This window comes from Bacillus sp. D386, assembly GCF_006346415.1.
This window is the reverse complement of record NZ_VEMV01000002.1, coordinates 206,272-231,866: the sequence shown is the minus strand read 5'-3', so window position 1 is coordinate 231,866 and position 25,595 is coordinate 206,272. Positions and strand designations below refer to the sequence as shown.

Sequence of the window (25,595 nt, the reverse complement as noted above, 5' to 3'; positions counted from 1 at the left end):
TACATACTATTTTTAATATAAAATTGGTCATACCATTTTGTTTAAAAGGGGAAGAGGGAATGAAACAAGAACCACCAAGAATTGCTTGGATTACAGACACGACATGCACATTAAACGAGAATTTTATTAAAAAAAATCGAATAAATATTATTCCTTTACAAATTGTTATCGATGGAGTTTCATACAAAGAAACAATTGATATTACAGAAAAAGAATTTTACGAAAGAATGGCAAGTGAAAATACCACTTTCCAATCATCACAACCATCAATTGGTGAATTTGTTGAATTATATGAAAAACTGAAAGAAGAGTATGATTATGGAATAGCGTTCCATTGCTCGGGTAAACTATCAGGTACTTTTTCAACATCTGTAATGGCTGCTGAGCAAGTAGGTTTTAAATTGTTTGCAATTGATTCACGTACTGGATCTTACCCTCTTTCTTATTTGATGAAAAAAGGTATAGAGTTATTTGAACAGGGTTTTGATGCTGAAGAAATTGTCAGACAAATCGAAGAAATCAAAACGAATGCAAGGCTTTTCCTCATACCGTCTAATCTTAATCAGCTCCATAAAAGCGGGCGAGTCTCAGGAAGCCAACGGCTCATTGCTAACTTGTTTAATATTAAGCCTATTCTTTCTATAGAAACAGAAGGGGCTAAAATTAGAGAAAAAGTTAGAACTGAAAAGAGAGCTATCCATTATATATTGGATTTATTAAGAGAAGATATGAAAGTTTGTAAGGTTAGTAAAATAGTAGTTATCCATGCTGATGACGAAGAAAATGCGTGTAAATTGGAAAAACAAATAAATGAAGAATTTAACTCCATTCCTACTGAGCGAATGCTATTGGTTCCTGTTGCTGGAGTCCATACAGGAGTAGGAACAATCGGAGTCTCATGGGTATGTGAATAAATAGTAAAACTAAAGAAACTAAAGCTCCTCGACTGGGAGCTTTAGTTTTTTATAGTTACATACTGGTTGTATCATTTAAATTTATTTCGTTTGGATTATCCAATGCTTCCTTAGGAAGTACAATCTTATCAATTTTATTATAGTCATAGTAGCTAGATTCAATACTTTGTTCTAATACAAGGGAATTTCCGTTTTCCGAGATACCTATATTCATATCTACATTCATCACCGATGGTAAAAAAGTATTTTTGTCTATAAAGATTTCATATTCGACTTCTTGTAGTGTCATAGATTTCAGAGCTGTTTCTAATTCAGGTATATTAGCAGGTAATGATCCTTTTACGTATTCATTTAATTTTTCATCATTGCCTGCTAAAGTTAAAACATATTGATCAGCTTCCTGCTCAAAGGTAAAGTCGTCTGCAAATGACTCTAAATCTTTCAGAGAATCTAATTGATTCGTTCCCGGCTGTAAATTAAGCCCTTTCGCCACCTCAGTATAATCTGCATTATATCTTCCCCACTGATCTCCCTCGATATCGTGCATGAAAAATCCTTCATCTGTTAAATATTGATCGATTTTACCTTCCTGTTCTCCGGTTGCTGGATTTTTATAATAAATTTCAATCTGTTGGTATAAGGACAAAGGTTCCTGAATCATTTTAGAGTCTGTCCTTGTTTCTGTTGTCAAAATGATTCCATCAGCTTCAGTTGATATTTCTTGATCTATATCTAATTTAAGACCAAGACTTTTAACTTCAGAAGAAGCCTCAACCATTTTTTTATAGACTTCCTTGGCTGTTAGTTCAGATTCACCATTTTTTGTTTCCTCTGCCTTTGCTACCTCATTGCCATTTTTAGATACCGGTGAAGCTTCCTCATTACAAGCAGTTAAAAATAAAATGAAAAAAATACTTCCCAAATAAGATACTGACTTCTTCAACATATGTTCCTCCTTGATATTGAATTCACTGAAAACGAAGTACATTCTAAAGCATATTAAGCAAAGTCATATATGTATAAATTAATTGCAAGTTTGCAAGTGCTTAACTAAGTAGACAATTGGACTGATATCAGGAAATGAATTTTTTATACTGATTGAGATGATACCTAATGAAGAGAGCATCTGGAGATTATTCATAGTGGTAATGATCAAATCAACAATAACACAATACCCTAAATTTTGTAAAAAATGCATCTTTATAAATATAATTAATATTTTGTTTGAATATGATTATAGCAACTGTATTACTAGTTATATAAGTAAACAAAACAGAAGAGAAGGGGGGCAAAAGCTGGTGTGAATTCTGAATGGAGGATACCGCTACATTAATCTAAACTTTAAATTTATAAATGATAATCTAAAAGTAGCAAAGAATGGCTGGATCAATGAAAGGGGTTCTGGCCAATTTTTATATAGCCGGTTTTGTCAGAATGCAGATAAATTTTTTACTAGCAATAGTGGCAAAAAATGGATTGTCTTAATATCCAATCTTAAATAGTGTTTAAAAAAATAGGCTGTCGACAAAGTCGGCAGCCTAAAAACCATCTAATCTAAAGGTTATCATATATCAGGATTTATAGCTTTAAAATCAGAACCCTTCTTTAAATCATGGAATTTAACCTATGATTTAAAAAGTATTATTTTCATAGGTCTTTTTATTTATTTTATCGATTACCCTATGCAGGTCATCAGGTTTGTGGAATTCGATGGGGGAGAATCCCTTCTCAAATAAAATTTGCTCTGCTTCAATCACCAATACATAACGATTGTTAATTTTGGCTAAATGAATGGTTTCACTGAAATCGGCCAGCAATCCTTTAATATTCGTATTATCCAGCTTCATCTTTAGTTCAATATCCGGTTCTTGTTCAACAATTTGAGCGGCTGCTTCTACAACTTGTTCAGTTGTTAATCGTTCCTGAAGCTCACGCTTGGGACTGTCAGCCCAGATTTCAATAGCTTCTTCAAACTGACGGCGTTCCTCACTTTCGGGCTCATATACTTCACCAATATGCTCCTGTACCATGTCAATGACATGATTCTTCACTAATTCTTGTTTAGATTCACCATACTCTACAAATTTTAAAAAATCTTCGAAATATCGGGCATGTGAGGATTGATGAATTTTTAATTCGCTTTCCTCAATCATGCCTTCTTCAGGCATATGAGGGTATAGAATGGATTTCATATTTTTAGTAGTGATGGCCATCTCGACATTGCGAATTAATGTTTTTTCATCAGATATAGAAGCGACCTTTGGTTCAAAATCACATTTCATTAAAAATAAAAATCGATGTTCGAAAAATTTCCGCGGTACGGCTGAAGCCATAACAAACACACCGCCCCGAACTGCACTTGTATCAAGATAAGCATGAACGAATTCCTCACTGAATGCTTTAAAATCTTCTTTATTATCAGCAAAGCGAGTACGGTTAAATGCATTGTAGTTTGGATTTGAATCCAATGTATGACCTGGTTCAATTATAAAATGGCCCAGCTTTGTTGGTACTTGTTCTGAATTGGGATGACGATCGACTTTACGTTTTACGATTTTCTTGAATTCGCCATCAAGGAAATCTTTAAGAGCACTTTCCTCATATTCATCTGTATCAAGTGTTTGATAATGCTTAGCTGTAGGCTGTTCCTTATCTTCTGTTTCCACAACAAAGAAAGATAAAAATTTAATCTCAAATTCCATGTTATACACCTTTTTTCCTTAGAGTCAGCCTTTTCAGTATCCCAAAACAGAGGTATTTCGTCAATGAAGACATGGTCGAAGATCGAAATAATGAAAGCTGAGAGTTCTTTTTAAATTTAACCAACCATCTAGCCATGAACTTTCCTTAGTGATGCAATAATAAAAGCGAATGAACAGGGTGCTTCATTCGCTTAGAAGGTAGATATTCAGGAGGCTTCTATACTGTTTTTATGATTCCTGTTAAGTACCAATAAACGTCTTTTTAATTCATTGGCATATAGGATATCATGATGTTTCATAGCTATATTAAGTAAATCTAATAAATCATCAAGTGTTAGATGAGGGGTTGATTGTTCGTCAACAGAAGGCATTTGATCTTTAAGAGGGTTATCTTCATTCTGATTGGTATAAAAATCAGTGAAAATATCTACCAATAAGGCATCTGTGATTTTTTCCCCATTTGTTTCTGGTAGTCGATTCTGAGACTCAAGTTCTTCTACAACACAATCGAATCCTTTATCGGATAAGGAAAACTCTCCGTTTCTGCCGAATAATTGTTTGAAAATAGTAAGTAGGACTGGAGTTGTTAATGATATCAATAGCTTTTCATATACAGTTTTTGTCTGCCTGATTTCTGATACTATGATTTCCTTAGTCGTTGATTTCATTTAAATCCCCCTCAAAAAATAATAATCGCACAATATTTTGTTGGGACCATAATAACATATACCTTTATATGATTTACACTGTAGTGAACTGAATAATTGCAATTGTCACAATATAGTAGTATTTTCCCTATATTAGAAGGAATACCCTGTAATTAGATGGCATCTTTGTTGGAAATACTTCTATATGTAATCGCTTGGCAAAATAATCTATTTATAATGGTTGCTGATCAATTTTGATATTTTATTGTAATTAACATTTGTACGCATTAAAAAGGATGCCTTTTAAAAAAGCATCCCCACATATTTATAATTTTTATCGTAATAAAGAACAAATTTGAGAAAGGCGATCTTTAATATGTTCTGCATAAAGCTCATCATGATCTTCGTTTGCGAAATTAAGTAAATCCAGTAGGTCATCTACTGTTAAATCATTTGTTTCTTCTTTGGAGTCCCCTTCATCATCCTCCAAAACGGTCTCAGCCGTGACGTGCCTGCCAATCTTGTCATAAAATAAATGAATCAGTGTTGAACTGGCATATGGCACAGAAGTGTTTGGAAGCTCTTCCGTGTGGTCTTTCAATTCAGTAAGAATTTTATAATAAGCATTTTCACTTAACCGGTGTGTCCCAGAAGGTCCGAATAAATTATAAAACATTTTTATAATAATCGGAGCTGATAAAGAATGTAATAATTTTTGAGAAACTTGGTCTGATTGATTTAGTTCAGCAATAATTGTATGATATGTGTTTTTTTTCATCTTAAGACCTAACTTTCCTTTTTTAATAATCTATGATAGAACAAAAAATAAAAAAAACAAAATATTTTGATTCCATATGAATCATATATTTATAATTTCATCTAACATAAATCATTCTTATAGCAAGGTTTTAACGTTTGTTTTTTAGAGGTCCTCTTGAAATACGGAAATGTTATTACAAAATAAAGGAAAATAGGTGTTAACATTTGGCAAGGGATTACGGTATAGTGAAAGTAGAAGACTTTCAGAAAGGTTGAATAAGATGGCTCATATTATAATATTTAACAAAAATATTCTTACCACTATTATTTCTTTTATAAAGATAATTTGCTCTGCACTATTTGTTGGATTCATTGCTGTTGCTGGTATAGCATTAGTGATTTACACTTTTATGATATTAGAGGAATTCATTTCCTCAATTATATAGGTTGTGCTCGGTTTAACATATGCTTAGATTTTAAAATGATTGTTTACATAATATTTTTATTTAGTATTAGTAAAAGTTTTGACTAATGAATCTAAAAACAACTAAAAGTATAGAATTATGTATATATCTCTACATTATATAATAAGAATTAACTACATAGTTAAGGTGACAGCTTGTCTCTTCATTGGTCATTCAAATTAAGTATGTTCTACATATTTTAAAATTAGAGGTTATGGCTACTCCAATCATATAAAAAAGGATGCTAACGCCTGGCATTATTTTTTTTATAATATGATTGGTGATTCGAGCTGTTTGAATACTGTTGCCAAGACCACACTATAACTTTATAGGTCTTTCCATCCTTGTACATATTTTTCCCCTTGATAACCCCAACATTTACTCCAAACATCAAGACAAGCACTGGGGGTACTAACCCTGTTTCTGAAAACGTGTTTGTACATAATCTTCCTAACTCACAGTCTTTTTTAGCTGTTTCTTCATCCCCACACTATATAGCTAATAAATCAGAATATATAAAGTTAAGGGGGGAGCAACCAATGTATTCGCGAACTATATCCCTTCTCTGAATGTTTTAACAATAGAAGCAGTACTAGTAAATATGATTAGGGAGAAGATAATTAGTAAAAAGTGTGAGGTCATTTTTTAAAAATGATTCTCCTTTTAGGTGCTTTCATATACAAATTAATATGGCTATGCCTTCATAGCCAGTTATACTCTGCTGTTTAATAAAAGTGTTTAAAAAAATATAGAAGGGGAGAGTCCATTGTACAAGCAGATGAAATGGTTATGTCTGTTAATGGTTGTTATGGTTATTAGTTTTAGCTCTGTCAGTCCCTTGAAAAAGGACGAGGCTTCTAATGCCGCTGGAGGAAGCCAGTTAAGCTCTAAAATCGCCAAGGTGCTAAGCCATCCTGATTTAAAAGGTGCCAGTATTGGAATAAGCGTGAGAAATGCATCTAATGGAAAAATAATATACAAGCATAATGGGGATACCAGATTAAGGCCGGCCTCAAGTATGAAGTTAGTTACCGGTGCTGCTGCTCTTCAATTACTTGGAGAAAACTATCGTTTCAAAACTGAGATCTATACAGATGGTAAACAAAAAGGAAGTACCTTAAAGGGAAATATTTACATCAGAGGGAAGGGGGATCCTACTCTAGGGGAGAAGGATCTAGACAATATTGCTTTAGCTCTAAAAAAGAAGGGGATAAAGAAGATTAAAGGAAATCTTGTGGCGGATGATACATGGTATGACCAAATCCGATTATCATTGGATATGCCATGGAGTGATGAGCAAGAGTATTATGGTGCTCAAATTTCTGGATTAACCTTTTCCCCCAATGCTGATTATGATGCAGGTACAGTGATTATACAAGTCAAGTCTGGCAATAAAGTAGGTAAAGCCGCCTCTGTAACCATGACTCCAAAGACGGATTATGTGAAGATATCGAACAAAACCAAAGTTGGTAAGGTTAACAGTAAAAATACTGTTAAGATACATAGAAAACATGGCAGCAATGGAATTACTGTCACCGGGAATGTCCCTCTAAATTCCGGTACTACAAAAACATGGATTTCTGTATGGGAGCCTACTCGATATACCCTTGCTTTATTTAAAAGATCTTTAGAAAAGCAAGGCATTAAAATTACTGGGAATTATACAGCCGGAAAAATACCAGCTAAGCCTACAAAGCTTGCCACCGACCATTCACCTAAATTGGGTACGATTCTTGTACCATATATGAAGCTTAGTAATAATACAATATCTGAGGTTCTTGTAAAAGAAATGGGCAGGGTAAAAGGAAAAGTGGGAAGCTGGGATAAGGGATTATCAGTTGTTGAGGGCCAGTTTGTCGATTTGGGGATTGGAAATGATGCCATACTTATGAGAGACGGTTCAGGGTTGTCTCATGTTAGTATGATCTCAGCTAACGCATTAACAAATTTACTTTATAAAGCGCAAACCAAACCATGGTATAAAACATATAAGAATGCACTTCCAGTAGCAGGTGATAGTGATCGAAGTGTAGGAGGGACATTAAGAAACAGAATGAAGGGCACAGCTGCACAAGGTAAAATCATAGCCAAAACAGGTACGATTTCAACGGTCAGTAGTTTGACGGGATATGTAAAAGGAAAGAAGGGGAATAAATACGTTTTCTCCATCATTATTAACAATGCCAAGAAAGAAAATCAGCTGAAGAAAATTGAAGACGAGATGGCTGTCATTCTGGCTAGCAATTAGAAAGAACAATCCAATTAAGTAGGACCTGCACTATTATGAGCTCAAGACCATCTAACCTTGGTGCAGGTCATGCTGATATCTGAATTAGTTTTGTATTTTATAGTAATCTATAAATTATTTGAAATCATGAGTATAAAGTGATGAAGATTCTTAATAGGAAGATCATTGGTAATAAAATGATAAATTTTGTCACGGAGTATTTCGATAGTCCTTCAATAACTAAAATGGCAAATACGGCATATATGGTTATAAGCAATCCGAAAATCCAGTCATTAAAGCCAAAGTTCAACTGTAAAAAGGTTATGCAGATAATCGCTAAGAAATGGAGACCGTCGTACTTATCTCTGTTCAAAAAAAACCGCTCCTTTCCTTTATAGTCTATTCATGATGTAGGAATGGGAACATTTTAAAAACATCATTAAAACAAATAAACATGTAACTGACGTCTTTATTCTGAGGCACATTCGTTCCTTTAAACTGTACACTATGTCAATTGTATTTTTATAAACATAAGGGGGAGACCTATATTAGGTATTACCTTATACTATAAAGTTAATGGCAAAGGTATACCTCCTATTTTTGTAAAATTCATTGGTACATAGAATAATGCTAATTAGTTGGAATCCTTTTACTTAAAAAGCGGCATTTAGCAATTCTAAATGATAATTTTTGATGATAAAATCAATAAATAAGTTTCACTTAATTATTGAAAAAATCAGAATACATGTTTAAGAATATGCTGATGAATTATGAGGAGGAAAGAGAATGCTTTTGCCTTCTGTTGTACTTGCGGTGATCGGTATATTACTCATGATGAGTGGGAACTCGATTAGAAAAAAAGGAAAAACGTCCTTTATCGCAGGGAATAATGAAGTCTTTATTCCGAAGAATGAGAAAAAATTGGCTGAAAGAATAGGGTGGCTATTGGTTTTATTTGGTTATGAAACCGTTGCTTTTCCCATCTTTTTTTATTATATAAAAATCCTTGAAGGATACCATTTCGCAATATTGGCAATTCTTCATTTGGCGATTGTTTTTATTTTTATGCTTATGGATCAATTCGAAGCAGGGAATTCATAAGAAGATATGCCTCTTGGAGTACTCCTTTTTAAAACTATTCATTACAAAAACATTGACTTAGCACATTAGACATATCGACAATGGGATGGTTTTTGCAATTCCGCTAATCTCATCCTTAATCATTAACAGAGTTGAAACAAAAGAATGTCGCAATAAAAGGAGTGGAATTTTCACTCCTTCTTTTAATTATTGGTATTATTTTAAGTCTCATTTTGCTTAAATGTAGATTGTGTGAGTGTTTGAGTAAAGTGCTGATAGGCTAAGAGAGAGGAAATAATAACTCCTGATAGTAGTATGCTGGAATAAATAAATTTTGTCCCCACATGATCAGAGAGTATCATTAAACCTGCACTTGCCATTACACAAGCCAAGACCGAAAAATAATAAGCATGAGTCTTTGGATTTTTAATACCAATATAACTGGCTAAGATGAGGATACTAATGAGACATATCAACATAATAGCAGGAAAAAACGGCTGGAATTTTGCAGCATAAACCAGGTAATCTAATTTTGATACTTGATCGGCATGTGAAATTCTTTCTGCTGTAAGCATAGTAAATGGAGTGGACCACCGCCATTCGAAAATGTCATCTCGGAGAGCACTTCCTTCATAGAAAGCGGCCATTGTTGATAAACATAGCAATAACAATGAAGCTGAAAGCGGAATAATGGTTTTCAGTTTCATTTTGTATCCCTCATTTTTTATAGTATGGATCATGTAGTTACCAAAAAATATGACTGGAATCTTCAATTGTTAGCAAACTCTGAAAAAATATCTTATAATCATGTGAAATCCAGCTCAGGAAAATCAATATAGGGATTTCGATTTCCTTGGAGTTTAAAAATTGCCCAATTTCGATGTTTTTCATGAAGAGAGACCGGATGGTTGTTGTGCCATTTTTTGTATAGGTCGATATCAATCAATGACATTTTTTCTTGTATAATTTCATCAGGATACCTCATTAAAAAATATAAGCATGCTCGTGCTATTTCACCTTTGCCATTTTCAGGCTCAAACCTTTGATTGCCATCTCTTTTTCCGCAAAAGGATTTTATGACTTCTTTATAAGCTCCAGGTTTGTAGTCTTCAAAATCATAATAAGGAATATTACTTCTGAATGAATTACAATCTTTTTCACACGTAAATAAATGATGAAGATCTCCAACCATGGGGTGTCTTTTCTCAAACCACGATTGTGGAATGACATGTTCAATATTGAATTGGAGAGACCGCAATACGGACTCAATCAATATATTTTTATGTTCATGAAGCACTCCGAAATCCTTACTCAATACTTGTATCATTTGGTCGATTGCCGCATCTTCCAGCAGTTTATCCTGAGCAATTACATCACTGGGATTTAAGCTTTGGTCGGAATATATGCTTTTTATTTGACCATCTTCACGCAAATCTACCCATGAATGGAGCGCTTTTCTGCTGGTTGAATAGGAGAGCTGGGGATTATGAGTTCTTGTCAGCAATTCGGTCAGCTCCGAAACTAAATTGTCATTTGAAAAGTCATCCAGTGGAAGGTTTTTGTAATACATATCAATAATGCTCTGGTCCTCTTTTTCATCGTAATAAATTTCATTAATCATGTCTGTAACTAGCTGGAATTCAATTTTCTCTGTAGGTTGTTCCTGAAGTTGGCGGGTAAGGGGTTGTGTAACATGAATAATAGAGTCATAGCATACATTAAGAGTTTCCTTTATCAAACGGTGTGAGGGATTTTTATGGAATAAAGCTAGCAAAAAATGGACGGTATCCTGCAAGATTATTTCATAGGAATGAGAAAAAGACGGATGGATTCTTTTTTTCATCAGCTTCACCTCTTTATTTTGATAATATCAAGTGTGGAAACAAATGTAAATAAATGATGGTTACAGATTATCTAGAGGTTAAGAAATATATGATTTCAGTAGAATGATTATAAGATAATCATAGAGTGAATATTAACAAAAAGGGTGAAGAAATTCTTCGAATAATAAAATTTTCTATAAATCAATGTATAATATATCGTTTAAAGTTAGAATTAGCTATTGTATACGAGGGTAGAACTATTTATTACATAATGTAATCATTATTCCAATATTGTAGTTATATTTAAAAGAAAATTCTAAATATAATTACTTTTTATATCCTTCCATATATAAGAAGACAACTTTTGGTAAACCGTTTATACTTTTAAGTACTTAGCAGAAGGAGTTGGTATTTATGGTTACAAGCACTAGTTTAGAAGTAGAAGAAGAGATTAAGGCTATACAAGCTGAACATGAAATGTTAGAAGACACGCCTGAGGATTTCTTTGAAAAAGCTCCGTATCACTACAAAAATAATTACGGTGTAAAATTTGCTGCAATCATTGAAGAAGACTCTGTATTATTTACGAAGGATGATCAGGATTGGGGAAATAAGCTTTTAAGATTCTCAAAAGGTCAAGCTGAAGAAGCTATTATTCAATTAAAAAAAGAACAGATAGGTAAACTTGATAGAGAATCGATTAATATGCATAATCCAATGAATCGAATTTTAATCAGTATAGGAGAAACTCTTTTTTTAGCATCTGTATTACAGACTGCACTTGAAAAATGGCGCAGTCCCAAAAAATAAATATTTGAATATTACTATTATAACGAAATAATACCTCTAGTCTCATAGACTTGTCTATGGGGCTTTTATTATATCGGCCGATGTTAATTTATCATGAACTATAAAAAGTGCTTTTTCTCTTTTGGCTTATTTAATACTCTGATTATCGTTTGTTTCACAAAGTCCCTTACTGAAAGATTCAGTATGATTAGACTATGTATCGTCTTTTACCGCTGCTCCTTCATTTATTAAAAATATTTGTATATCTAGCACCCAAGAGGAAATAAATGTTAGAAGTGATAAATGCTTGATCAAACGCTAGCAGGAAGCGAAAAAATTATAGATATGTTCGGTATCTGATAAATGGAAATGTTTACGGATATTACTTTTGGGCATACATCTAATGTAAAATACTCTAAAATTTGAAACCATGAGTGTTGCTGTACGTAATGATAGTATATGTTAAATAACTAAAGGATGAAAAATTTGTTACATTATAAAATCTATAGTCAACAACATAAAGAATGGGTTGTTTTAGTACACGGTGCAGGAGGTAGCTCAACTATTTGGTACAAGCAAATTCGAGTATACCGTAAGCATTTTAATGTGTTGGTCGTCGATCTTCGCGGCCATGGTGATTGTGAGATTGAGAACAGTCCAACTAAATATACACTTGATTTGGTTAGCGAAGATATTTTAAATGTTTTAGATGAAGTAAAGATTGATAAAGCTCACTTTGTAGGAATTTCACTGGGGACAATGCTGATTCGTCAGTTAGCTGAGACGAACCCTGAAAGGTTTCATTCGATGGTACTTGCAGGCGCTGTAATACGTATTACACCAAGGCTGCACTTTTTACTTGGTATCGCAAATATGTTTAAGAAAATAATCCCATTTATGTGGTTATATAAACTATTTGCCTGGATTTTAATGCCGAGAAAAACCCATGAAACTTCACGTCATTTATTTGTTCAAGAGGCGAGAAAAATTAAGCATAGAGAATTTTTGCGTTGGTTATCACTAACTGGTGATATCGCAAGCTATTTATTGAAAATCAATGAAAAAGATACACATATTCCTACATTATATATTATGGGAGATGAGGATTATGTGTTTTTAGAACCAGTGAAGCGGCTAGTAAAAAAACAATCATCAAGTCAGTTAGTCATATTAAAGGATAGCGGTCATGTATGTAATATAGATCAAGCTGCCCAATTCAATGAGATATCCTTACAATTTTTATTGGCGCATTGAAATAACAAAAAGCCAAAGTTGATGATAGTAAAGCGATTGGCATATATATCGATTAAACAATTCATTTACTAAAATAATCTTAATTCTTTTACATCGGTTATTAAACCTTTTAGAGTGATGTGGTAATCTCTCTAGAAGGTTTTTTATTTTGGACTGTGAATGGGTGTGATGAGAGAATATAGTCCACTCTCCTCTTAATATTAGTACTTGTTTTGTATATATTGAATATAAACCCAATTATTCATCATAGGTTATTATATAAACCAATCAATAAGTTTTTTAATCCAGTATTGAGGGAAAAGAGAGATAGATAGAGAGATGGGGGTATACAGAATGTCTAAGATAGAAATCCCAGAACTTCAAGTGGAACAATCCTACCTACAGTTCATCTTCCCCTTTCAAATAAAGGACTCACGGAGTGAGGGCTTGGTTCAGCAGTTAATAAAAGAGCAGTGGGAGTTTTTTGATTTAAGAGATACAAGTCAGGATTGCAAATTTTATGGAGATATACGAGTATCTCATGAACGCATGGAGAAATTTTTTCTTCCTAATATGGAGCCCATTTTATTTCCCCCAACTATAAAGGATAAAAATGCATTTCGTCGCTTTAGTAAAATTATCAATCAAAAGGGTTGTTTACAATCCAAGTATTTAGAAACTGATTTTATATTAGTATCTTTTGATATCTTTGTTTGTCCGTATAATATTGGCATTATGAATATGCGAATTAATTTGCCTGATCATATGAGCTATAATGATGTTCTTCATTTTATAGACTTATTCAGACAACTAGATAAACCGCATGATATAGTTATTAGATTAAATGAAAAAGAGTATTCTGAAACAAAAGGAATTATTTTCAATGAATATTGTCCATGGCTGGAGGATCATTTATCAAAGAAAGAGCATACAACCTATTTTGGCAGTTTGCCATTTTTTATAGAAGAACGTATGCAAGTTTACTACTATTTAGCTTTCGAAAAGAATACCCTCCTGGATGAAATTTCTTTATACAGAGCCGCTTTGATTAAGGGATATGATAGGGAAGGACATCCCTATGCCGGTGCTAAATCGGAGGCATACATCCATCGCTTTTGTGATCAGCATGTATATGATCGATGGGGCGATTCTTCCTATTATATAATCAGTAATTATGCATTTGTCTGTCTATCAAATGAATGTGAAGAGAAAAGTAAATTTATTGCTGAGCGTATGTATGGAGAAAATTTTTACACAAATATTTTATTCTTTTTCAATCGACTCCTCTTATTAGAATTATCGTATGAGAATTCCCAGCTGAGAGTGGATGATAAAAAAGGTTCTATTGAAAAGCTTATCATTCGAATCACGAATTTTTCTGCACAATTTTATCAGCCTGAAGTACATAGCCGGATTTTTGGGAAAGAAATCTATTTAAAAATGAAAGATATTTTTCATATGGATGAGCTTTATAATCATGTGAACCGAACACTTGGCAATCTCTATAAAAACCACGAAAAGCTAACAGGGAAACGACATGAATATTTACTTACGTTTTTAACTACATATACGGTTATTTCGGGAATTTACGGCATGAATCTGGTCATTGAACAGGATTGGAAAGGGAATATTAACTGGTCCCAGGCTGCTTCCTATTCCTTCTTTGAATATATCGCTTTATTTGTAGCATTATCCGGAATTGCGTTGGGTGGAGTGTTAGGAATCGTAACAGTCTATAAATGGATGAAGGAAAAAATAAAATCTAAGAATGATTGAGCAGGGGAATGGCAGATGATTGTAGAACCTAACAAACAAAGGAATTATAAGGAGGTGTGAGTTTGAAAAAAAGTCTAAGCTTTATTTTATGTATCCTCCTGTTGGCAGCATGCGGGCAAGAACCCAGTCCAAACAAAGGAAGTGATGATAAACCAGTGAATATAGATAAGAGTACAAATCGTATCAATGATGCAAGTTTAACGTCAAGCTTAGTCCAAAAGAACAAAGTCGAAAATGATTACTTATTTGTATATACAGTTGAAAACGAGACAGCGAAACCGATTAAATTAACGTTTAACAGCGGCCAAACGTTTGATTATATTTTAAAGGATCAAGCGGGAAAAACAATCATCCAGTATTCAGAGGGAAAATCCTTTATACAGGTTATTACTGAAAAAGAACTGGTTAAAGGAGCGCAATTAACGCATGATATCCATTTGAAAGACCTTGAACCTGGAGAATACACTCTAGAAGCATGGTTAACAGCCAAAGGGGTGAAGGATGACTCAAGGAAAAAAATTCAGTTCAAAGTAGACTAACGAAAGGAGGGTACCAATTTATATTATATTTGGATACTCAACCTTCAAATCAATGTAAAAAAATAGCCCAATCATATTTTAATTTTATAATATGATTGGGCTATTTTTTTTATGATTCAATTCCTAATGATTCTACCTTATACAACTATCAAGCCAGACACATTCGTGTTCATTAAATAGTTAGTTTTGTGTTTCTATCTTCTTCTTAGCAGCACGTTTTCTCGGTTTAGATACTTTAGCCAGATATAAAGCTTTATTATTTATTACATCTGTGAACCCGCTTAGCATCATTTGAGCGGATAAAATGGTTAATCCTAAAAATAGGATAGGTATAAGTGGTAACCAGGGATACCCGATCAGATTATCGTAAGCTTGGCCAATCAAACCTGACCATTCGTGAGAAGCTGAGTTAGCATTTCCATCAGAATCCTGTAATGTACCGCCAAAGAAAATTTTTAGTACTCCTAGATGAGCTAATACAACGAGTACTTGTATGTACTGCTGAATCAAAATAATAACGATATTTTCTTTTAAATGAGGAAGTATATGTGTCTTTAATTTATGTAGTTTACCGCCACCTAACACCATAGCAGCCTCCATGAATTCTTCTTTATGAAGTTTTTTTATTTCATTAGCTTGATAGATAGCCAATGTCGGTACAGCATAAAAAGTTAGAATTGCTATTTCAAAAAAGCTCTTTCCCAAAATGGAAAAGGAGAACCATCTCCTCCATAGACAATTACACTGAATAGAACATAGTATGCTACTAACGTTAGTGGAATCACCGTAATTGGATCAAATATTTTTTCGTACCAACGAATATACTTTTGGCAATATACTCCTAAAAAAGCGCCAAATATTAAGGCAAATAAAACCCGTAAGATAGCAATGAGAAAAGCAATCCCTATCGTAAATTTTGCACCATGTATAATCATATGAAGTAAATCTCTGCCACCTGAATCTGAACCAGCTATAAACCCATGTGTAAATGGCTGGTAAGGAGGAGAATCTACTATATTCGCTTGATCATCCATATATAGAGGCACAGTTCTAATCGTACTATCGTTAAAGAGTGTATTAGCCATACTCAAAATCAATAAGATAAATACAAATAAAAATCCAACCATAAATGTTTTATTTTTTAGCAAAAGTTTAATCAATCGCTTCACCTCTTACAACCGGGGGAATTAACCAATCGCATATACGATAAATAAGATATAATGGCAAATAAATCATCAGTATACCGATTACAAATATTTCGGGTGATTTTCTAAAGATAAAATAGATAATCCCTGTCATATTGAACATATACTCCAAAATAACCAAATTAGATATAACAAACCAAATCGCCGTTTTGGAATAGTGGTATAAACTGAATAATACATTTTTAAATATATGAATATTAAATATGTATAGTGGCTTCATTCCCTTAGTTACAGCATATTCTACATATAACTTCCCTTGTTCTTTCTCAAATTGCTGTATTAAAAATTTAGTCAACAGTAAGGTTAAAGGCAAACTAAGACATACAATAGGGAGAAAAAAGGCCCGATCATCCCCCGCGGAAGCTACGTTTAATAAGAGCGTACCTGTTTTTTTAAAAAACATAATAGTAAGAAATTGAAGTGCGATTATATAAAATATATCTGGTAGGGACTCAATAATCGTGAGAAACCACATAATCTTACCTTTAATTGTTTGAAAAACTAATAGGATTAGGTAAGTTAATAAGAATGCAAGTATGGTTGAAATTAAAAGTGATGCAACAATCAGTAGGACTGATTCTTTATAATGGTAGAATATTTGTGGAAAAACTGGTCTTTGGATGCCCATCCCATATGTGATATCTAGAGGGTGTAATAACGATAGAAAAGTGTTTTTGATTTCTACTAAGAAAGCAAAAAAATTAACAGAAATATCTCTGAAGAGTGTTGGCAATGCACTAACGCAGATAATTACAAAAATGGCTATAAGCACTTCTGTTATCATTACTGCAGTTTTTTTGAAAATTAAAATAAAATCATCTCCTTTTTATCCTAATTTTTGGATATGATTTTATCATAATTATATCTATCTTTTTTGTCTATAAATTATTTTTGTTTCCAGAATACGAATCTTTAAGTCTATTTACACGAATATATGGTTATTTAATAAAAGGAAGTTTGTTAAAAATAACTGAGAGGAAGTGATTAATAATAAAAGGTTTCTGCCCATATTTTTGCTTATTTTTCTTGTAACGTTAGTAAGCTGTTCTCCAAAAAAAGAAACCGAAAATAATAAACCAAAAGAAACCATAATGAATCAAGAATGGCAAGTTCGTAATGAATATAAATTTTATTAACGGTAAATCCAGAACCTAATCTAATAGCAGGTAAACCATTTGGGTAGGTATTCCATTTTACTGCCCCTTTTAAAACCTTTGAAGGTAAAGAATTAGCTATATATGCCTATCATAAAGAAACAGAAGAGAAGATAACGGCTCTAAATCCAATAAGAATCAAAGAATCGTCACCGGGTTATTCAAAATTAGAGCGTTTTACAGTTAATTTTGAAGTTCCTCAAAGTGGGTTATGGCGTTATGAAGTTATATAAGACAATGAGTTTTATGCAGACGTTGTTTTTTTAATTAAAAATAAATAGAGTAATAGATTTAATAGCGGCATTGATTCAAGGCGAATTACTGCCTTTTTTCGATGAATTCTTACAGGGGTAAAGGGCAGTTCTTCGGAAGAAAGAAGGACTTTCTATTTTATCTGTCGAATAAATTTAAATTATATGTCGTGAAAAGGAATGGTCTATATGAAGTTAATTAAACAATTTATTTTAAAACGTCCTGCTGAAAAAAGACTTACTTATTTTTATGCTATGGTTGTGACGGATGAACAGGTGTGGCTACTTCGTGATAAAAATAATGGCGACTTATTACTATTAGAAGATGAAGGAGAATATCATTTTTTGCTTCCAGTTTGGCCAAGCCGAAGTTTTGCTGAAATAGAGGCTGCTAAAATAGATCATAATTCATACGAAGCTTTTAACGTTCCATTAACTACATTTTTAGATGATATACTTGTTGATATTGAAAATGACCGTGGTATTGCGGTGATTTTTCCTAACGGGAAAGATTCGAACATTCAATCACGTGATGAAATTAAGGAAATGATTCGTAATCTATAGGATAGGTTGTTCCTACTGGCTGGGTAGGTTAAATGAATAATAAATGGAATTATTTTGTACTGTGAAAGGGGAATAGGATTGTGATTTTTAATTATAGTGATTTTATTAGTCTATCTCTTTGACTTTGTAAAACTGAGAAAGCAAAATGAAATAATAATCGCACAAAACGAAAAAGTTATTGCCCTATTGGAGAAAATTGAAAATAAGTAGTATATATTTTGCGGCTTGCGGAGGGATATAATTGGGGTTTTAATAGTTCTTTTATATTGGATATACTATTTTCCTTGTCAGGTTAAATTCAAATAAAAGAGGATACCTAGCCTCTATAATAGACTTGGTATCCTCTATTCTGCACACTCTTTTTCATATAAGAGAAATTATGCCCGTTTCTCAAATAATTGTACAAGTTCTATGATGACTTCGGTGGCTTTTTCCATACTTTCAACAGCTACATATTCATATTTACCGTGGAAATTTTCTCCTCCGGCAAAGATGTTAGGAGTAGGCAGGCCCATATAGGATAGTTGGGAACCATCTGTACCGCCGCGAATTGGTTTAACAATTGGTTTAATGCCCAAGTTTTCCATGGCTTGATGGGCGACATCGACTATTTCCTTTACAGGTTCAATTTTTTCTCCCATATTATAATATTGATCATTCATATCTAATATAATATTTTCTTCGCCGTATTTAGCCTTGTATTTTGCAACAAGGTCTTTCATCGTCGCTTTTTTGGCTTCAAATTTTTCACGGTCATGATCGCGGATAATATAAGCGGCATGAGTACGTTCTACATCACCGTTTAACGATAGGAGATGATAGAAGCCTTCGTAGCCTTCTGTATATTCGGGTGATTCTTCTTTTGGAAGCTCATCATTGAAATTCACGGCAATCTTTAAGGAGTTGACCATTTTATTTTTAGCGGATCCTGGGTGGACATTGGTTCCTTTAAAAGTCAATTTTGCCCCTGCAGCATTAAAGCTTTCAAATTCAAGTTCACCAATGGGACCGCCATCCAGTGTGTAAGCAAAGTCAGCATTAAAACGCTCCACATCAAACTTATGAGGGCCTCTGCCAATTTCTTCATCCGGTGTAAAAGCGACACGAAGTTTGCCGTGCTTAATTTCCGGATGTTTAATTAGGTAATCCATTGCCGTTACGATTTCAGCGATGCCTGCTTTATCATCAGCACCAAGCAGAGTAGTGCCGTCAGTGGTAATAAGTGTTTTACCTATATACTCTTTTAGCTCAGGAAAGTCTTTCGGTGATAGGATGACATTAAGATTTTTATTAAGCGTAATATCACCGCCATCATAATTCTCTACGATTTGTGGTTTTACATTCTTACCGGTAAAATCAGTAGCCGTATCGACATGAGCAAGGAAGCCGATTGTTGGTACTTCTTTTTCTGTATTCGCGGGAAGGGTGGCAAATAAATAGCCATTTTCATCAAGTGTTACTTCTTCCATTCCTATTGTCTGCAATTCATCTTTTAGAAGATTTAAGAGGTCAAATTGCTTCTCTGTAGAAGGGCATGTTTGACTGTTTTCATCGGATTGGGTATCAATTTTTACATATGTAAGAAAGCGTTCAACTAATTTTTTATTCATCAGATTCATCTCCTTCTGTATTCCTATTATAACGAAAGTTTTATTGATCAACAAAAAGTTATTCGAATTTTCTTTAGGTTAATATTTCCGTACAGAGGTAATTTTATTTATTTCGGGTATTCTTATATAATGGGGATGGAAAGAAAGAAGGGATCGATACAACCATGTTTACAATTGGAAGCCGCACAGTTAAGACAGCGATTGGCGCGATGATTGCCTTGGTTATTGCTCAAGTTTTGTCGCTGGAAAATACAGCAACCGCTGCAGTTATCACCTTATTAAGTGTTCAGAGTACACAGCGCAGAAGTATACAGATTGCATGGCAGCGGTTTGCAGCTTGTATACTTGGGATTTTATTGGCTGTATTGATATTTGAAGGATGTGCTTATACAGCTGTTGCAGTAGGTTTATTATTATTTATTTATATACCGGTCATGGCTAAGCTGGGGCTTCAGGACGGTATTGTACCTGGTTTTGTTATTGTCATGCAATTATACATATCGCAAAATATTACGTATGAGCTTATTTTAAACCAAATCTGCATCGTATCGATTGGAATTCTGGTCGCTCTTTTGTTCAACTTATATATGCCAAGTGTTGAAGGTGAGATTAAGAAGATTATAAAGGAGCTAGAAGGAAATTTTAAAGTGATCTTCTTGCAATTCGGTCAGTTTATTCGGAAGAAAGAACGTGTTTGGAATGATGAATACATTATTAAAACAAAGAAGCTAATCGAAGTGGGTATGGAATTAGCCAAGAGAAGTGAGGAAAATTCCTTTTTTAAAAGAGACTCCTATTATTTGCAATACTTCACTAAAGTGCATCAGCAATTCCAAATCGTTGAGCGAATGGCTCCTTTAATCATTCATCTGCCTACAACATTTGAGCAGAATGAAATGGTAGCTGACTTCGTAGATGATTTGGGTGCAAATATAGAAGACCGGAATCGTCTACTGTTAAAATTACAGAATCTAAGAGGTAAGTTTGAGAATATGGATTTACCAAAAACAAGGGAGGAGTTTGAAACTCGTGCTGCCCTGTTAATCTTGATCAATAAAATTGAGCAATTTATCGAAATCCAATCGTAGTAAAAGAACGTGCTGTTTTCAAAACAGTTCGTTTTTTTTGTGTGGAAGAAAGGTATGGCGTCTATAATATTGCTGCTTCTGACCGTAAACTTTCACAGTATTCATGCAACAATTTCCATCCATCTTCATATCTTTTAAATCTCTGTACAAACAGTTTAACAACCTCTTTCTTTTCACCATCCATTTCAAATGTTACCCAAAATAAAACAATGACCTCATCCTCAGACGCTGGAGTAGTATGTAAAATAGTAAAATTCCATTTTGGGTTATGTCCGCAATATTGTTCAAAAGCTTCTGCCCATCCTAGGCAAGCCTCCTTATATCCCCAATCTGAAACGACACCATCCGCATTTGCCCAACGAACAGATAAATTCAGAGAAAGCTTGGAAATCATCAATTCAGTATTACAGCTATTCCATATAGATTGAAATTCAAGAAAGAAGGACTTAAAATCCTCAATAAGTACTGACTGATTCAAATTGGAACCTCCTCGTCAAAGTAAAGATGGAGCCTCTTTAATACTATTCTATACAATGGATATATTTCCCTTTTATCAATAAGAGAAACTATTTTGTATGAGAGCATTTTATCATTCATTTTGAAAGCATGTGTTTAAAAATGCAAAAAGCGCGTCTATGTTGCTAAAAGAACACAAAAGTACAATATAGATCAAGCTTTGCTCTTTTTCAACAAATATATGGTGTATTGAATTAATTCATGTCAAAAAGGAGCGAACGATTCATTTGCTCTGCAGATGGTAATTAATTGAAAATGGAAAATAGATGGAATATACTGAAAGCGTTCACAAAATGATGGATATAAATGGAGGGAATTAAATGACCACTACTATAAGCTCTAATATTAGTCCCAAATTAGCAGAGTTTCTAAAAGGTACAAAACAGTTATATATGAATGGTGAATTCGTAGACTCAGTATCTGGTAAAACATTTGAAACAATGAATCCGGCTACTGGTGAAGTTTTGGCTGTGATTTCAGAAGCGCAATCTGAAGATATTGATTTAGCTGTCAAAGCTGCACGTAAAGCATTTGATCAAGGACCATGGAGAACAATGAATGCTGCAGAACGCAGTCGTTTAATATACAAATTGGCAGATTTAATGGAAGAAAACAAGCTGGAGTTGGCTCAATTGGAAACATTGGATAACGGGAAGCCTTTCCGTGAAACATCTAATGCAGATATTCCATTAGCCATTGAACACTTCCGCTATTTTGCAGGTTGGTCGACTAAAATCATGGGACAAACCATCCCAGTAGCCGGTAATTTTTTTAATTATACAAAACATGAACCAGTTGGAGTGGTTGGCCAGATTATCCCGTGGAATTTCCCATTATTAATGGCTGCCTGGAAACTCGGAGCGGCACTTGCTACCGGGTGTACAATCGTATTAAAACCAGCAGAAAACACACCTCTTTCTGCATTATACCTGGCACAACTAATTAGTGAAGCTGGATTCCCGGATGGAGTCGTCAATATTGTCCCAGGATATGGTCCGTCAGCAGGACAACCATTGGTCGATCATCCAATGATCGATAAGATTGCCTTTACGGGTTCGACTAAGGTTGGTAAACAAATTATGAAATCAGCTGCTGATACGCTGAAACGCGTAACATTGGAACTTGGAGGAAAATCGCCGAATATCATTCTTCCGGATGCAGATTTATCAAAGGCTGTTCCGGGTGCATTAATGGGTATCATGTTCAATCAGGGGCAAGTTTGCTGTGCAGGCAGCCGTTTATATGTCCAAAAGAAAATGTATGATAATGTCGTTTCTGATTTAATAACGTGTGCCAAGGATATTAAACAGGGTAATGGGTTAGAAGAAGATACAACGATGGGCCCGCTTATTTCCGCCCAGCAGCAGTCCAGGGTAAAAGGATATATTGACCAAGGTGTTGAAGAAGGAGCCGAAGTGTTAATTGGAGGGGATATTCCATTTGATAAAGGCTATTTTGTATCACCGACCGTGTTTGCAGATGTAAACCATAGCATGACAATAGCAAAAGAAGAAATATTTGGACCTGTTGTAGCGGCCATGCCATTTGATGATATTGATGATCTTATACAAAAAGCCAATGACAGCAACTACGGATTAGCGGCAGGTGTTTGGACACAGGACTTGAAAAAGGCTCATCAAATCGCACATAAGTTACAAGCGGGTACGGTATGGGTAAATACCTATAATACATTTGATGCGGCTTCTCCTTTTGGAGGGTACAAACAATCCGGTATTGGTCGTGAAATGGGAAGCTATGCACTCGATAACTACACAGAAGTGAAGAGTGTATGGATTAATATGGACTAAGATCTTTAAGAAAGCAGTGTGGTTATGGACGGTAATCACACTGTTTTTCCTTATTTGGTTAATCAGTCAAATAAGAGCATAAATAAGCCCCATAAAAGTCAGAGCTATGTCTGTCTTTTATGGGGTGATTTTATTTATTAAGAGCTTAGCTTTTCTTTAAAGATGGCTCAGTTTGAATTTTTGCAAGGTCTTTTGGTTCTTCCTGTTTAAAGATACTTTGTAAAACGAATGTCTGGATGATCAAGAAGATTCCGCTTGTTATCCAATAGAGCGGAAGAGCAGCCGGAGCCGAAAAAGAAATGAACATAATCATCATAGGTGACAAGAGTCCCATTAATTTCATTTGATTCTGCTGTTCAGGCTGCATTTGGCTTGAGCTGACTTTGAATTGGAGATAGTAAATCAATCCGGCAATTAACGCCATGATCATGTTCGCCTCGCCAAGACTAAACCAAAGGAAGTCATGGGTTGCAATTGTATGTGAGTCCCTAATGGCATAATAGAATCCCATTAATATCGGCATTTGAATCAGCATTGGTAAGCATCCGATATTGAGAGGATTTACGCCATGCTTCTGATAAAGCTGCATCATTTCCTGTTGAATTTCTGCTTTCTTCGCTGCATCAGTTGTTTGTTTTAATTTTTCTTGTATAGCTTCCATCTCAGGCTTTAAAACTTCCATTTTCCGTTTCATATCAGCTTGAGTTTTATACTGTTTAACAGTCAACGGCATGAGCAATAATTTAATCAGCAACGTAGCCAAAATAATGGCGAGCCCATAATTCCCCTGAAATAGATCTGCATTAAATTCCAGTAAGGATAATAAGGGAGAGACAATAAAGTGTTGGAAAAAACCGTCTCCGTTAGAATTGGCTGAACATCCACTCAACAACATTCCTGCGAATAAAACACCTATTAATTTTTTCAATCCATTTCCTCCGATCATGTATTTGTTTATACGATGGGATGGAAATGGCTGCTTTCTTTATCTCCGGGGTTTACCTTAATACGAAATAAAGTGAAAAAGCGTTGAATATGGCGTTTATCTATAATTGGCTGTTTCTTATTGCTTTTTAAAATCGGTTGATTCGTTCCTTCTTCATAGTGGTTACTGAAAAGGACTTTATTTTGCTTATGCACTATGAATAAGGCGGCTAACGGAAAGACAACCGAGAATAAAAAGGCAATTATTAATGTCTGCTGTATGACATCATAATCGTATTCAATTATTAATCCTATCATGGCTGGCAACTCTCCGTTAAAGATTTTCAAATTATGAAGTGATTTGTTATGGATACTATACCATTAAATGAATGCCAGGGATAGAAGAAGTTCTCTTATTAAGTGAGAAGAGACGAATAAGAAGGGAATAAAGTTTTAGCTGAGAGGTGAAACAGTTTTTTGATTGATATTTACTTATATAAACAAAGGTGTTAGCTACCTTAATCATTATGCTGCAAGACCAAAATAAAGTTTAATAAAAGGATTTAACAATATTTTAATCGAATAAATATAGATGCATATAAAAGAGTCAGAATTCGAAGGGAAATTTCTTTGTGTTTACTAGAATTAAAGAAGGGGGAGATAGATTTGGAAATAGATATATCAGGTGCAGGAATAAATTTTGGGCTATTTTGTATTGGAGTTGGATTAGCTTTATTGGGGCATTACATAGGTAAAGGACTCATAAATTTTCGTCAGTCTAAAAATGTAATTGATTACAATGTGTTTTTAAAAGAAAGTGACCTAGCCTATGTTTTTAAATTAAATAGGAATGAAATAAAGGCTTTATTGACTGAATATCAGGATGTCCCTAAGCTGGTATTAAACGGAACTACCTATTATCCTAAAAATCAATTAATTGAATGGATTTCATCCAAGAATTTTAGCAGTTAAACGGACGGTTTAAGTAAAAAAAGAACAAACGGCTGGTTTCCCAGTCGTTTGTTCTGTTATTTATAAGCGAATAGACTCTATCCTAATAAAAATACTTATATAGAAAGTAAGCAATCACACCGTAATAATGGTTACCTCAATATTTCCACGCGTTGCTTTAGAATAAGGGCAAACCTGGTGGGCCATATCAGCATATTTTTTAACTTCTTCTTTATCCAAACCAGGGATAGAGACATCTAAGCGGACAGCCAGTTTAAAACCGCCATCTTCTCCATCTTTACCAATCGTTACATTAGACGTGACCGTTGTATCTACTTTTTTTCGATCCTTACGTAATACGAGGTTTAATGCACTGTCATAACAAGCAGCATATCCTGCTGCAAACAGTAATTCTGGGTTTGCAGCTTGTTCTCCGCTACCTCCCAATGCTTTTGGTTGCCTCACATCTAAATCTATAATCCCGTCTTCAGATTTTACATGTCCTTCACGACCGCCTGTGGATGTGACGGTTGCTGTATATAATGGTTCCATCAAACCAACTCCTTAATTA

The 25,595-nt window shown here is 34.2% G+C and carries 26 protein-coding genes; 11 read left to right on the top strand and 15 right to left on the bottom strand.

Features of this window, described 5'->3' with window-relative positions; translation table 11 throughout:
- Positions 1-59 precede the first annotated feature (59 nt).
- A complete protein-coding gene (locus tag FHY45_RS06135; RefSeq protein WP_139891177.1) occupies positions 60-914 on the top strand; it encodes a DegV family protein in 855 nt (284 codons plus the stop codon).
- A gap of 55 nt (positions 915-969) precedes the next feature.
- Here FHY45_RS06135 and FHY45_RS06130 read toward each other — a convergent pair whose 3' ends face one another.
- The 4 genes from FHY45_RS06130 to FHY45_RS06115 all read right to left on the bottom strand — a co-directional run bounded on the left by FHY45_RS06130 (position 970) and on the right by FHY45_RS06115 (position 5,041).
- A complete protein-coding gene (locus FHY45_RS06130) occupies positions 970-1,860 on the bottom strand; it encodes a DUF6612 family protein (protein ID WP_066100023.1) in 891 nt (296 codons plus the stop codon).
- 685 nt (positions 1,861-2,545) lie between these two features.
- Positions 2,546-3,616: a DUF3900 domain-containing protein gene (locus tag FHY45_RS06125; protein ID WP_139891176.1), complete on the bottom strand. Its 1,071-nt coding sequence runs from the start codon at positions 3,614-3,616 to the stop codon at positions 2,546-2,548.
- 206 nt (positions 3,617-3,822) lie between these two features.
- Positions 3,823-4,284: a hypothetical protein gene (locus tag FHY45_RS06120; RefSeq protein WP_139891175.1), complete on the bottom strand. Its 462-nt coding sequence runs from the start codon at positions 4,282-4,284 to the stop codon at positions 3,823-3,825.
- A gap of 313 nt (positions 4,285-4,597) precedes the next feature.
- Positions 4,598-5,041 (bottom strand): hypothetical protein, encoded by a 444-nt coding sequence (locus tag FHY45_RS06115; protein WP_066100014.1) that lies wholly within the window; start codon positions 5,039-5,041, stop codon positions 4,598-4,600.
- A 1,211-nt stretch (positions 5,042-6,252) separates the two neighbouring features.
- Here FHY45_RS06115 and dacB point away from each other — a divergent pair.
- A complete protein-coding gene (dacB, locus tag FHY45_RS06110) occupies positions 6,253-7,734 on the top strand; it encodes a D-alanyl-D-alanine carboxypeptidase/D-alanyl-D-alanine endopeptidase (protein WP_225983682.1) in 1,482 nt (493 codons plus the stop codon).
- Between the two features lie 124 nt (positions 7,735-7,858).
- Here the strand turns inward: dacB and FHY45_RS06105 are convergent, their stop codons facing one another.
- Complete coding sequence (locus FHY45_RS06105; protein ID WP_139063780.1) at positions 7,859-8,086, bottom strand: hypothetical protein; 228 nt, start codon at positions 8,084-8,086, stop codon at positions 7,859-7,861.
- Between the two features lie 413 nt (positions 8,087-8,499).
- Between FHY45_RS06105 and FHY45_RS06100 the strand changes: the two genes are divergently transcribed.
- Entirely contained in the window at positions 8,500-8,814 is a 315-nt protein-coding gene (locus tag FHY45_RS06100; protein ID WP_066100008.1) for a hypothetical protein, read from the top strand.
- A gap of 200 nt (positions 8,815-9,014) precedes the next feature.
- Here the strand turns inward: FHY45_RS06100 and FHY45_RS06095 are convergent, their stop codons facing one another.
- Both FHY45_RS06095 and FHY45_RS06090 read right to left on the bottom strand, forming a co-directional pair.
- Positions 9,015-9,500: a DUF4306 domain-containing protein gene (locus tag FHY45_RS06095; protein ID WP_066100001.1), complete on the bottom strand. Its 486-nt coding sequence runs from the start codon at positions 9,498-9,500 to the stop codon at positions 9,015-9,017.
- A 98-nt stretch (positions 9,501-9,598) separates the two neighbouring features.
- A complete protein-coding gene (locus FHY45_RS06090) occupies positions 9,599-10,636 on the bottom strand; it encodes an endonuclease I family protein (protein ID WP_139891174.1) in 1,038 nt (345 codons plus the stop codon).
- A gap of 394 nt (positions 10,637-11,030) precedes the next feature.
- Here FHY45_RS06090 and FHY45_RS06085 point away from each other — a divergent pair, with 394 nt between their 5' ends.
- The 4 genes from FHY45_RS06085 (at position 11,031) to FHY45_RS06070 (ending at position 14,953) form a co-directional block, all read left to right on the top strand.
- Positions 11,031-11,426, top strand: a complete 396-nt coding sequence (locus FHY45_RS06085; RefSeq protein ID WP_066099998.1) for a hypothetical protein — start codon at positions 11,031-11,033, stop codon at positions 11,424-11,426.
- A gap of 465 nt (positions 11,427-11,891) precedes the next feature.
- Positions 11,892-12,659 carry an alpha/beta fold hydrolase gene (locus FHY45_RS06080; RefSeq protein WP_066099995.1) on the top strand — a complete coding sequence of 256 codons (768 nt, stop codon included), beginning with the start codon at positions 11,892-11,894 and terminating at the stop codon, positions 12,657-12,659.
- 333 nt (positions 12,660-12,992) lie between these two features.
- Entirely contained in the window at positions 12,993-14,414 is a 1,422-nt protein-coding gene (locus FHY45_RS06075; RefSeq protein ID WP_066099991.1) for a hypothetical protein, read from the top strand.
- A gap of 62 nt (positions 14,415-14,476) precedes the next feature.
- The gene (locus tag FHY45_RS06070) at positions 14,477-14,953 is read left to right on the top strand and encodes a BsuPI-related putative proteinase inhibitor (RefSeq protein WP_066099988.1); all 477 of its coding nucleotides are present in this window, start codon (positions 14,477-14,479) and stop codon (positions 14,951-14,953) included.
- 180 nt (positions 14,954-15,133) lie between these two features.
- Here the strand turns inward: FHY45_RS06070 and FHY45_RS20470 are convergent, their stop codons facing one another.
- Genes FHY45_RS20470 through FHY45_RS06060 form a run of 3 tightly spaced genes read right to left on the bottom strand, consistent with a single transcriptional unit; the run spans position 15,134 to position 16,942 of the window.
- A complete protein-coding gene (locus tag FHY45_RS20470; protein ID WP_180349907.1) occupies positions 15,134-15,604 on the bottom strand; it encodes a hypothetical protein in 471 nt (156 codons plus the stop codon).
- Between the two features lie 29 nt (positions 15,605-15,633).
- A complete protein-coding gene (locus FHY45_RS20465; RefSeq protein WP_180349906.1) occupies positions 15,634-16,113 on the bottom strand; it encodes a hypothetical protein in 480 nt (159 codons plus the stop codon).
- Positions 16,106-16,942, bottom strand: a complete 837-nt coding sequence (locus FHY45_RS06060; RefSeq protein WP_139891173.1) for a peptide ABC transporter permease — start codon at positions 16,940-16,942, stop codon at positions 16,106-16,108. Before FHY45_RS06060 ends, FHY45_RS20465 begins: the two co-directional genes overlap by 8 nt.
- 810 nt (positions 16,943-17,752) lie before the next feature.
- Here FHY45_RS06060 and FHY45_RS06055 point away from each other — a divergent pair.
- Positions 17,753-18,127 carry a DUF2750 domain-containing protein gene (locus FHY45_RS06055; protein WP_066099981.1) on the top strand — a complete coding sequence of 125 codons (375 nt, stop codon included), beginning with the start codon at positions 17,753-17,755 and terminating at the stop codon, positions 18,125-18,127.
- A gap of 377 nt (positions 18,128-18,504) precedes the next feature.
- On the opposite strand, the gene pepT is transcribed toward FHY45_RS06055, so the two are convergent.
- The gene (gene pepT, locus FHY45_RS06050; protein WP_139891171.1) at positions 18,505-19,737 is read right to left on the bottom strand and encodes a peptidase T; all 1,233 of its coding nucleotides are present in this window, start codon (positions 19,735-19,737) and stop codon (positions 18,505-18,507) included.
- Positions 19,738-19,901: 164 nt separating this feature from the next.
- On the opposite strand from pepT, the gene FHY45_RS06045 reads away from it, so the two are divergent.
- Positions 19,902-20,825, top strand: a complete 924-nt coding sequence (locus tag FHY45_RS06045) for an aromatic acid exporter family protein (RefSeq protein ID WP_066099977.1) — start codon at positions 19,902-19,904, stop codon at positions 20,823-20,825.
- Between the two features lie 61 nt (positions 20,826-20,886).
- On the opposite strand, the gene FHY45_RS06040 is transcribed toward FHY45_RS06045, so the two are convergent.
- A complete protein-coding gene (locus tag FHY45_RS06040; RefSeq protein ID WP_139891170.1) occupies positions 20,887-21,303 on the bottom strand; it encodes a hypothetical protein in 417 nt (138 codons plus the stop codon).
- A gap of 358 nt (positions 21,304-21,661) precedes the next feature.
- On the opposite strand from FHY45_RS06040, the gene FHY45_RS06035 reads away from it, so the two are divergent.
- On the top strand, positions 21,662-23,149 hold the full coding sequence (locus FHY45_RS06035) for an aldehyde dehydrogenase family protein (RefSeq protein WP_066099972.1): 1,488 nt from the start codon (positions 21,662-21,664) through the stop codon (positions 23,147-23,149).
- A 145-nt stretch (positions 23,150-23,294) separates the two neighbouring features.
- Here FHY45_RS06035 and yidC read toward each other — a convergent pair whose 3' ends face one another.
- Both yidC and FHY45_RS06025 read right to left on the bottom strand, forming a co-directional pair.
- Complete coding sequence (gene yidC, locus FHY45_RS06030; protein ID WP_306821532.1) at positions 23,295-24,077, bottom strand: membrane protein insertase YidC; 783 nt, start codon at positions 24,075-24,077, stop codon at positions 23,295-23,297.
- 26 nt (positions 24,078-24,103) lie between these two features.
- Positions 24,104-24,391, bottom strand: a complete 288-nt coding sequence (locus FHY45_RS06025) for a hypothetical protein (protein ID WP_139891168.1) — start codon at positions 24,389-24,391, stop codon at positions 24,104-24,106.
- 348 nt (positions 24,392-24,739) lie between these two features.
- On the opposite strand from FHY45_RS06025, the gene FHY45_RS06020 reads away from it, so the two are divergent.
- Positions 24,740-25,045, top strand: coding sequence for a DNA-binding protein (locus FHY45_RS06020; RefSeq protein ID WP_257468933.1), 306 nt, complete (start codon positions 24,740-24,742; stop codon positions 25,043-25,045).
- 114 nt (positions 25,046-25,159) lie between these two features.
- On the opposite strand, the gene FHY45_RS06015 is transcribed toward FHY45_RS06020, so the two are convergent.
- Positions 25,160-25,576 (bottom strand): organic hydroperoxide resistance protein, encoded by a 417-nt coding sequence (locus FHY45_RS06015; RefSeq protein ID WP_139891167.1) that lies wholly within the window; start codon positions 25,574-25,576, stop codon positions 25,160-25,162.
- Positions 25,577-25,595 lie beyond the last annotated feature (19 nt).

What these genes read in the sequence shown, in the direction of transcription:
- FHY45_RS06135 (WP_139891177.1), top strand. Translation starts at nt 60, where the DNA reads ATGAAACAAGAACCACCAAGAATTGCTTGGATTACAGACACGACATGC.
- FHY45_RS06130 (WP_066100023.1), bottom strand. Translation starts at nt 1,860, where the DNA reads ATGTTGAAGAAGTCAGTATCTTATTTGGGAAGTATTTTTTTCATTTTA.
- FHY45_RS06125 (WP_139891176.1), bottom strand. Translation starts at nt 3,616, where the DNA reads ATGGAATTTGAGATTAAATTTTTATCTTTCTTTGTTGTGGAAACAGAA.
- FHY45_RS06120 (WP_139891175.1), bottom strand. Translation starts at nt 4,284, where the DNA reads ATGAAATCAACGACTAAGGAAATCATAGTATCAGAAATCAGGCAGACA.
- FHY45_RS06115 (WP_066100014.1), bottom strand. Translation starts at nt 5,041, where the DNA reads ATGAAAAAAAACACATATCATACAATTATTGCTGAACTAAATCAATCA.
- FHY45_RS06100 (WP_066100008.1), top strand. Translation starts at nt 8,500, where the DNA reads ATGCTTTTGCCTTCTGTTGTACTTGCGGTGATCGGTATATTACTCATG.
- FHY45_RS06095 (WP_066100001.1), bottom strand. Translation starts at nt 9,500, where the DNA reads ATGAAACTGAAAACCATTATTCCGCTTTCAGCTTCATTGTTATTGCTA.
- FHY45_RS06090 (WP_139891174.1), bottom strand. Translation starts at nt 10,636, where the DNA reads ATGAAAAAAAGAATCCATCCGTCTTTTTCTCATTCCTATGAAATAATC.
- FHY45_RS06085 (WP_066099998.1), top strand. Translation starts at nt 11,031, where the DNA reads ATGGTTACAAGCACTAGTTTAGAAGTAGAAGAAGAGATTAAGGCTATA.
- FHY45_RS06075 (WP_066099991.1), top strand. Translation starts at nt 12,993, where the DNA reads ATGTCTAAGATAGAAATCCCAGAACTTCAAGTGGAACAATCCTACCTA.
- FHY45_RS06060 (WP_139891173.1), bottom strand. Translation starts at nt 16,942, where the DNA reads ATGATAACAGAAGTGCTTATAGCCATTTTTGTAATTATCTGCGTTAGT.
- FHY45_RS06055 (WP_066099981.1), top strand. Translation starts at nt 17,753, where the DNA reads ATGAAGTTAATTAAACAATTTATTTTAAAACGTCCTGCTGAAAAAAGA.
- pepT (WP_139891171.1), bottom strand. Translation starts at nt 19,737, where the DNA reads ATGAATAAAAAATTAGTTGAACGCTTTCTTACATATGTAAAAATTGAT.
- FHY45_RS06045 (WP_066099977.1), top strand. Translation starts at nt 19,902, where the DNA reads ATGTTTACAATTGGAAGCCGCACAGTTAAGACAGCGATTGGCGCGATG.
- FHY45_RS06035 (WP_066099972.1), top strand. Translation starts at nt 21,662, where the DNA reads ATGACCACTACTATAAGCTCTAATATTAGTCCCAAATTAGCAGAGTTT.
- FHY45_RS06025 (WP_139891168.1), bottom strand. Translation starts at nt 24,391, where the DNA reads ATGATAGGATTAATAATTGAATACGATTATGATGTCATACAGCAGACA.
- FHY45_RS06015 (WP_139891167.1), bottom strand. Translation starts at nt 25,576, where the DNA reads ATGGAACCATTATATACAGCAACCGTCACATCCACAGGCGGTCGTGAA.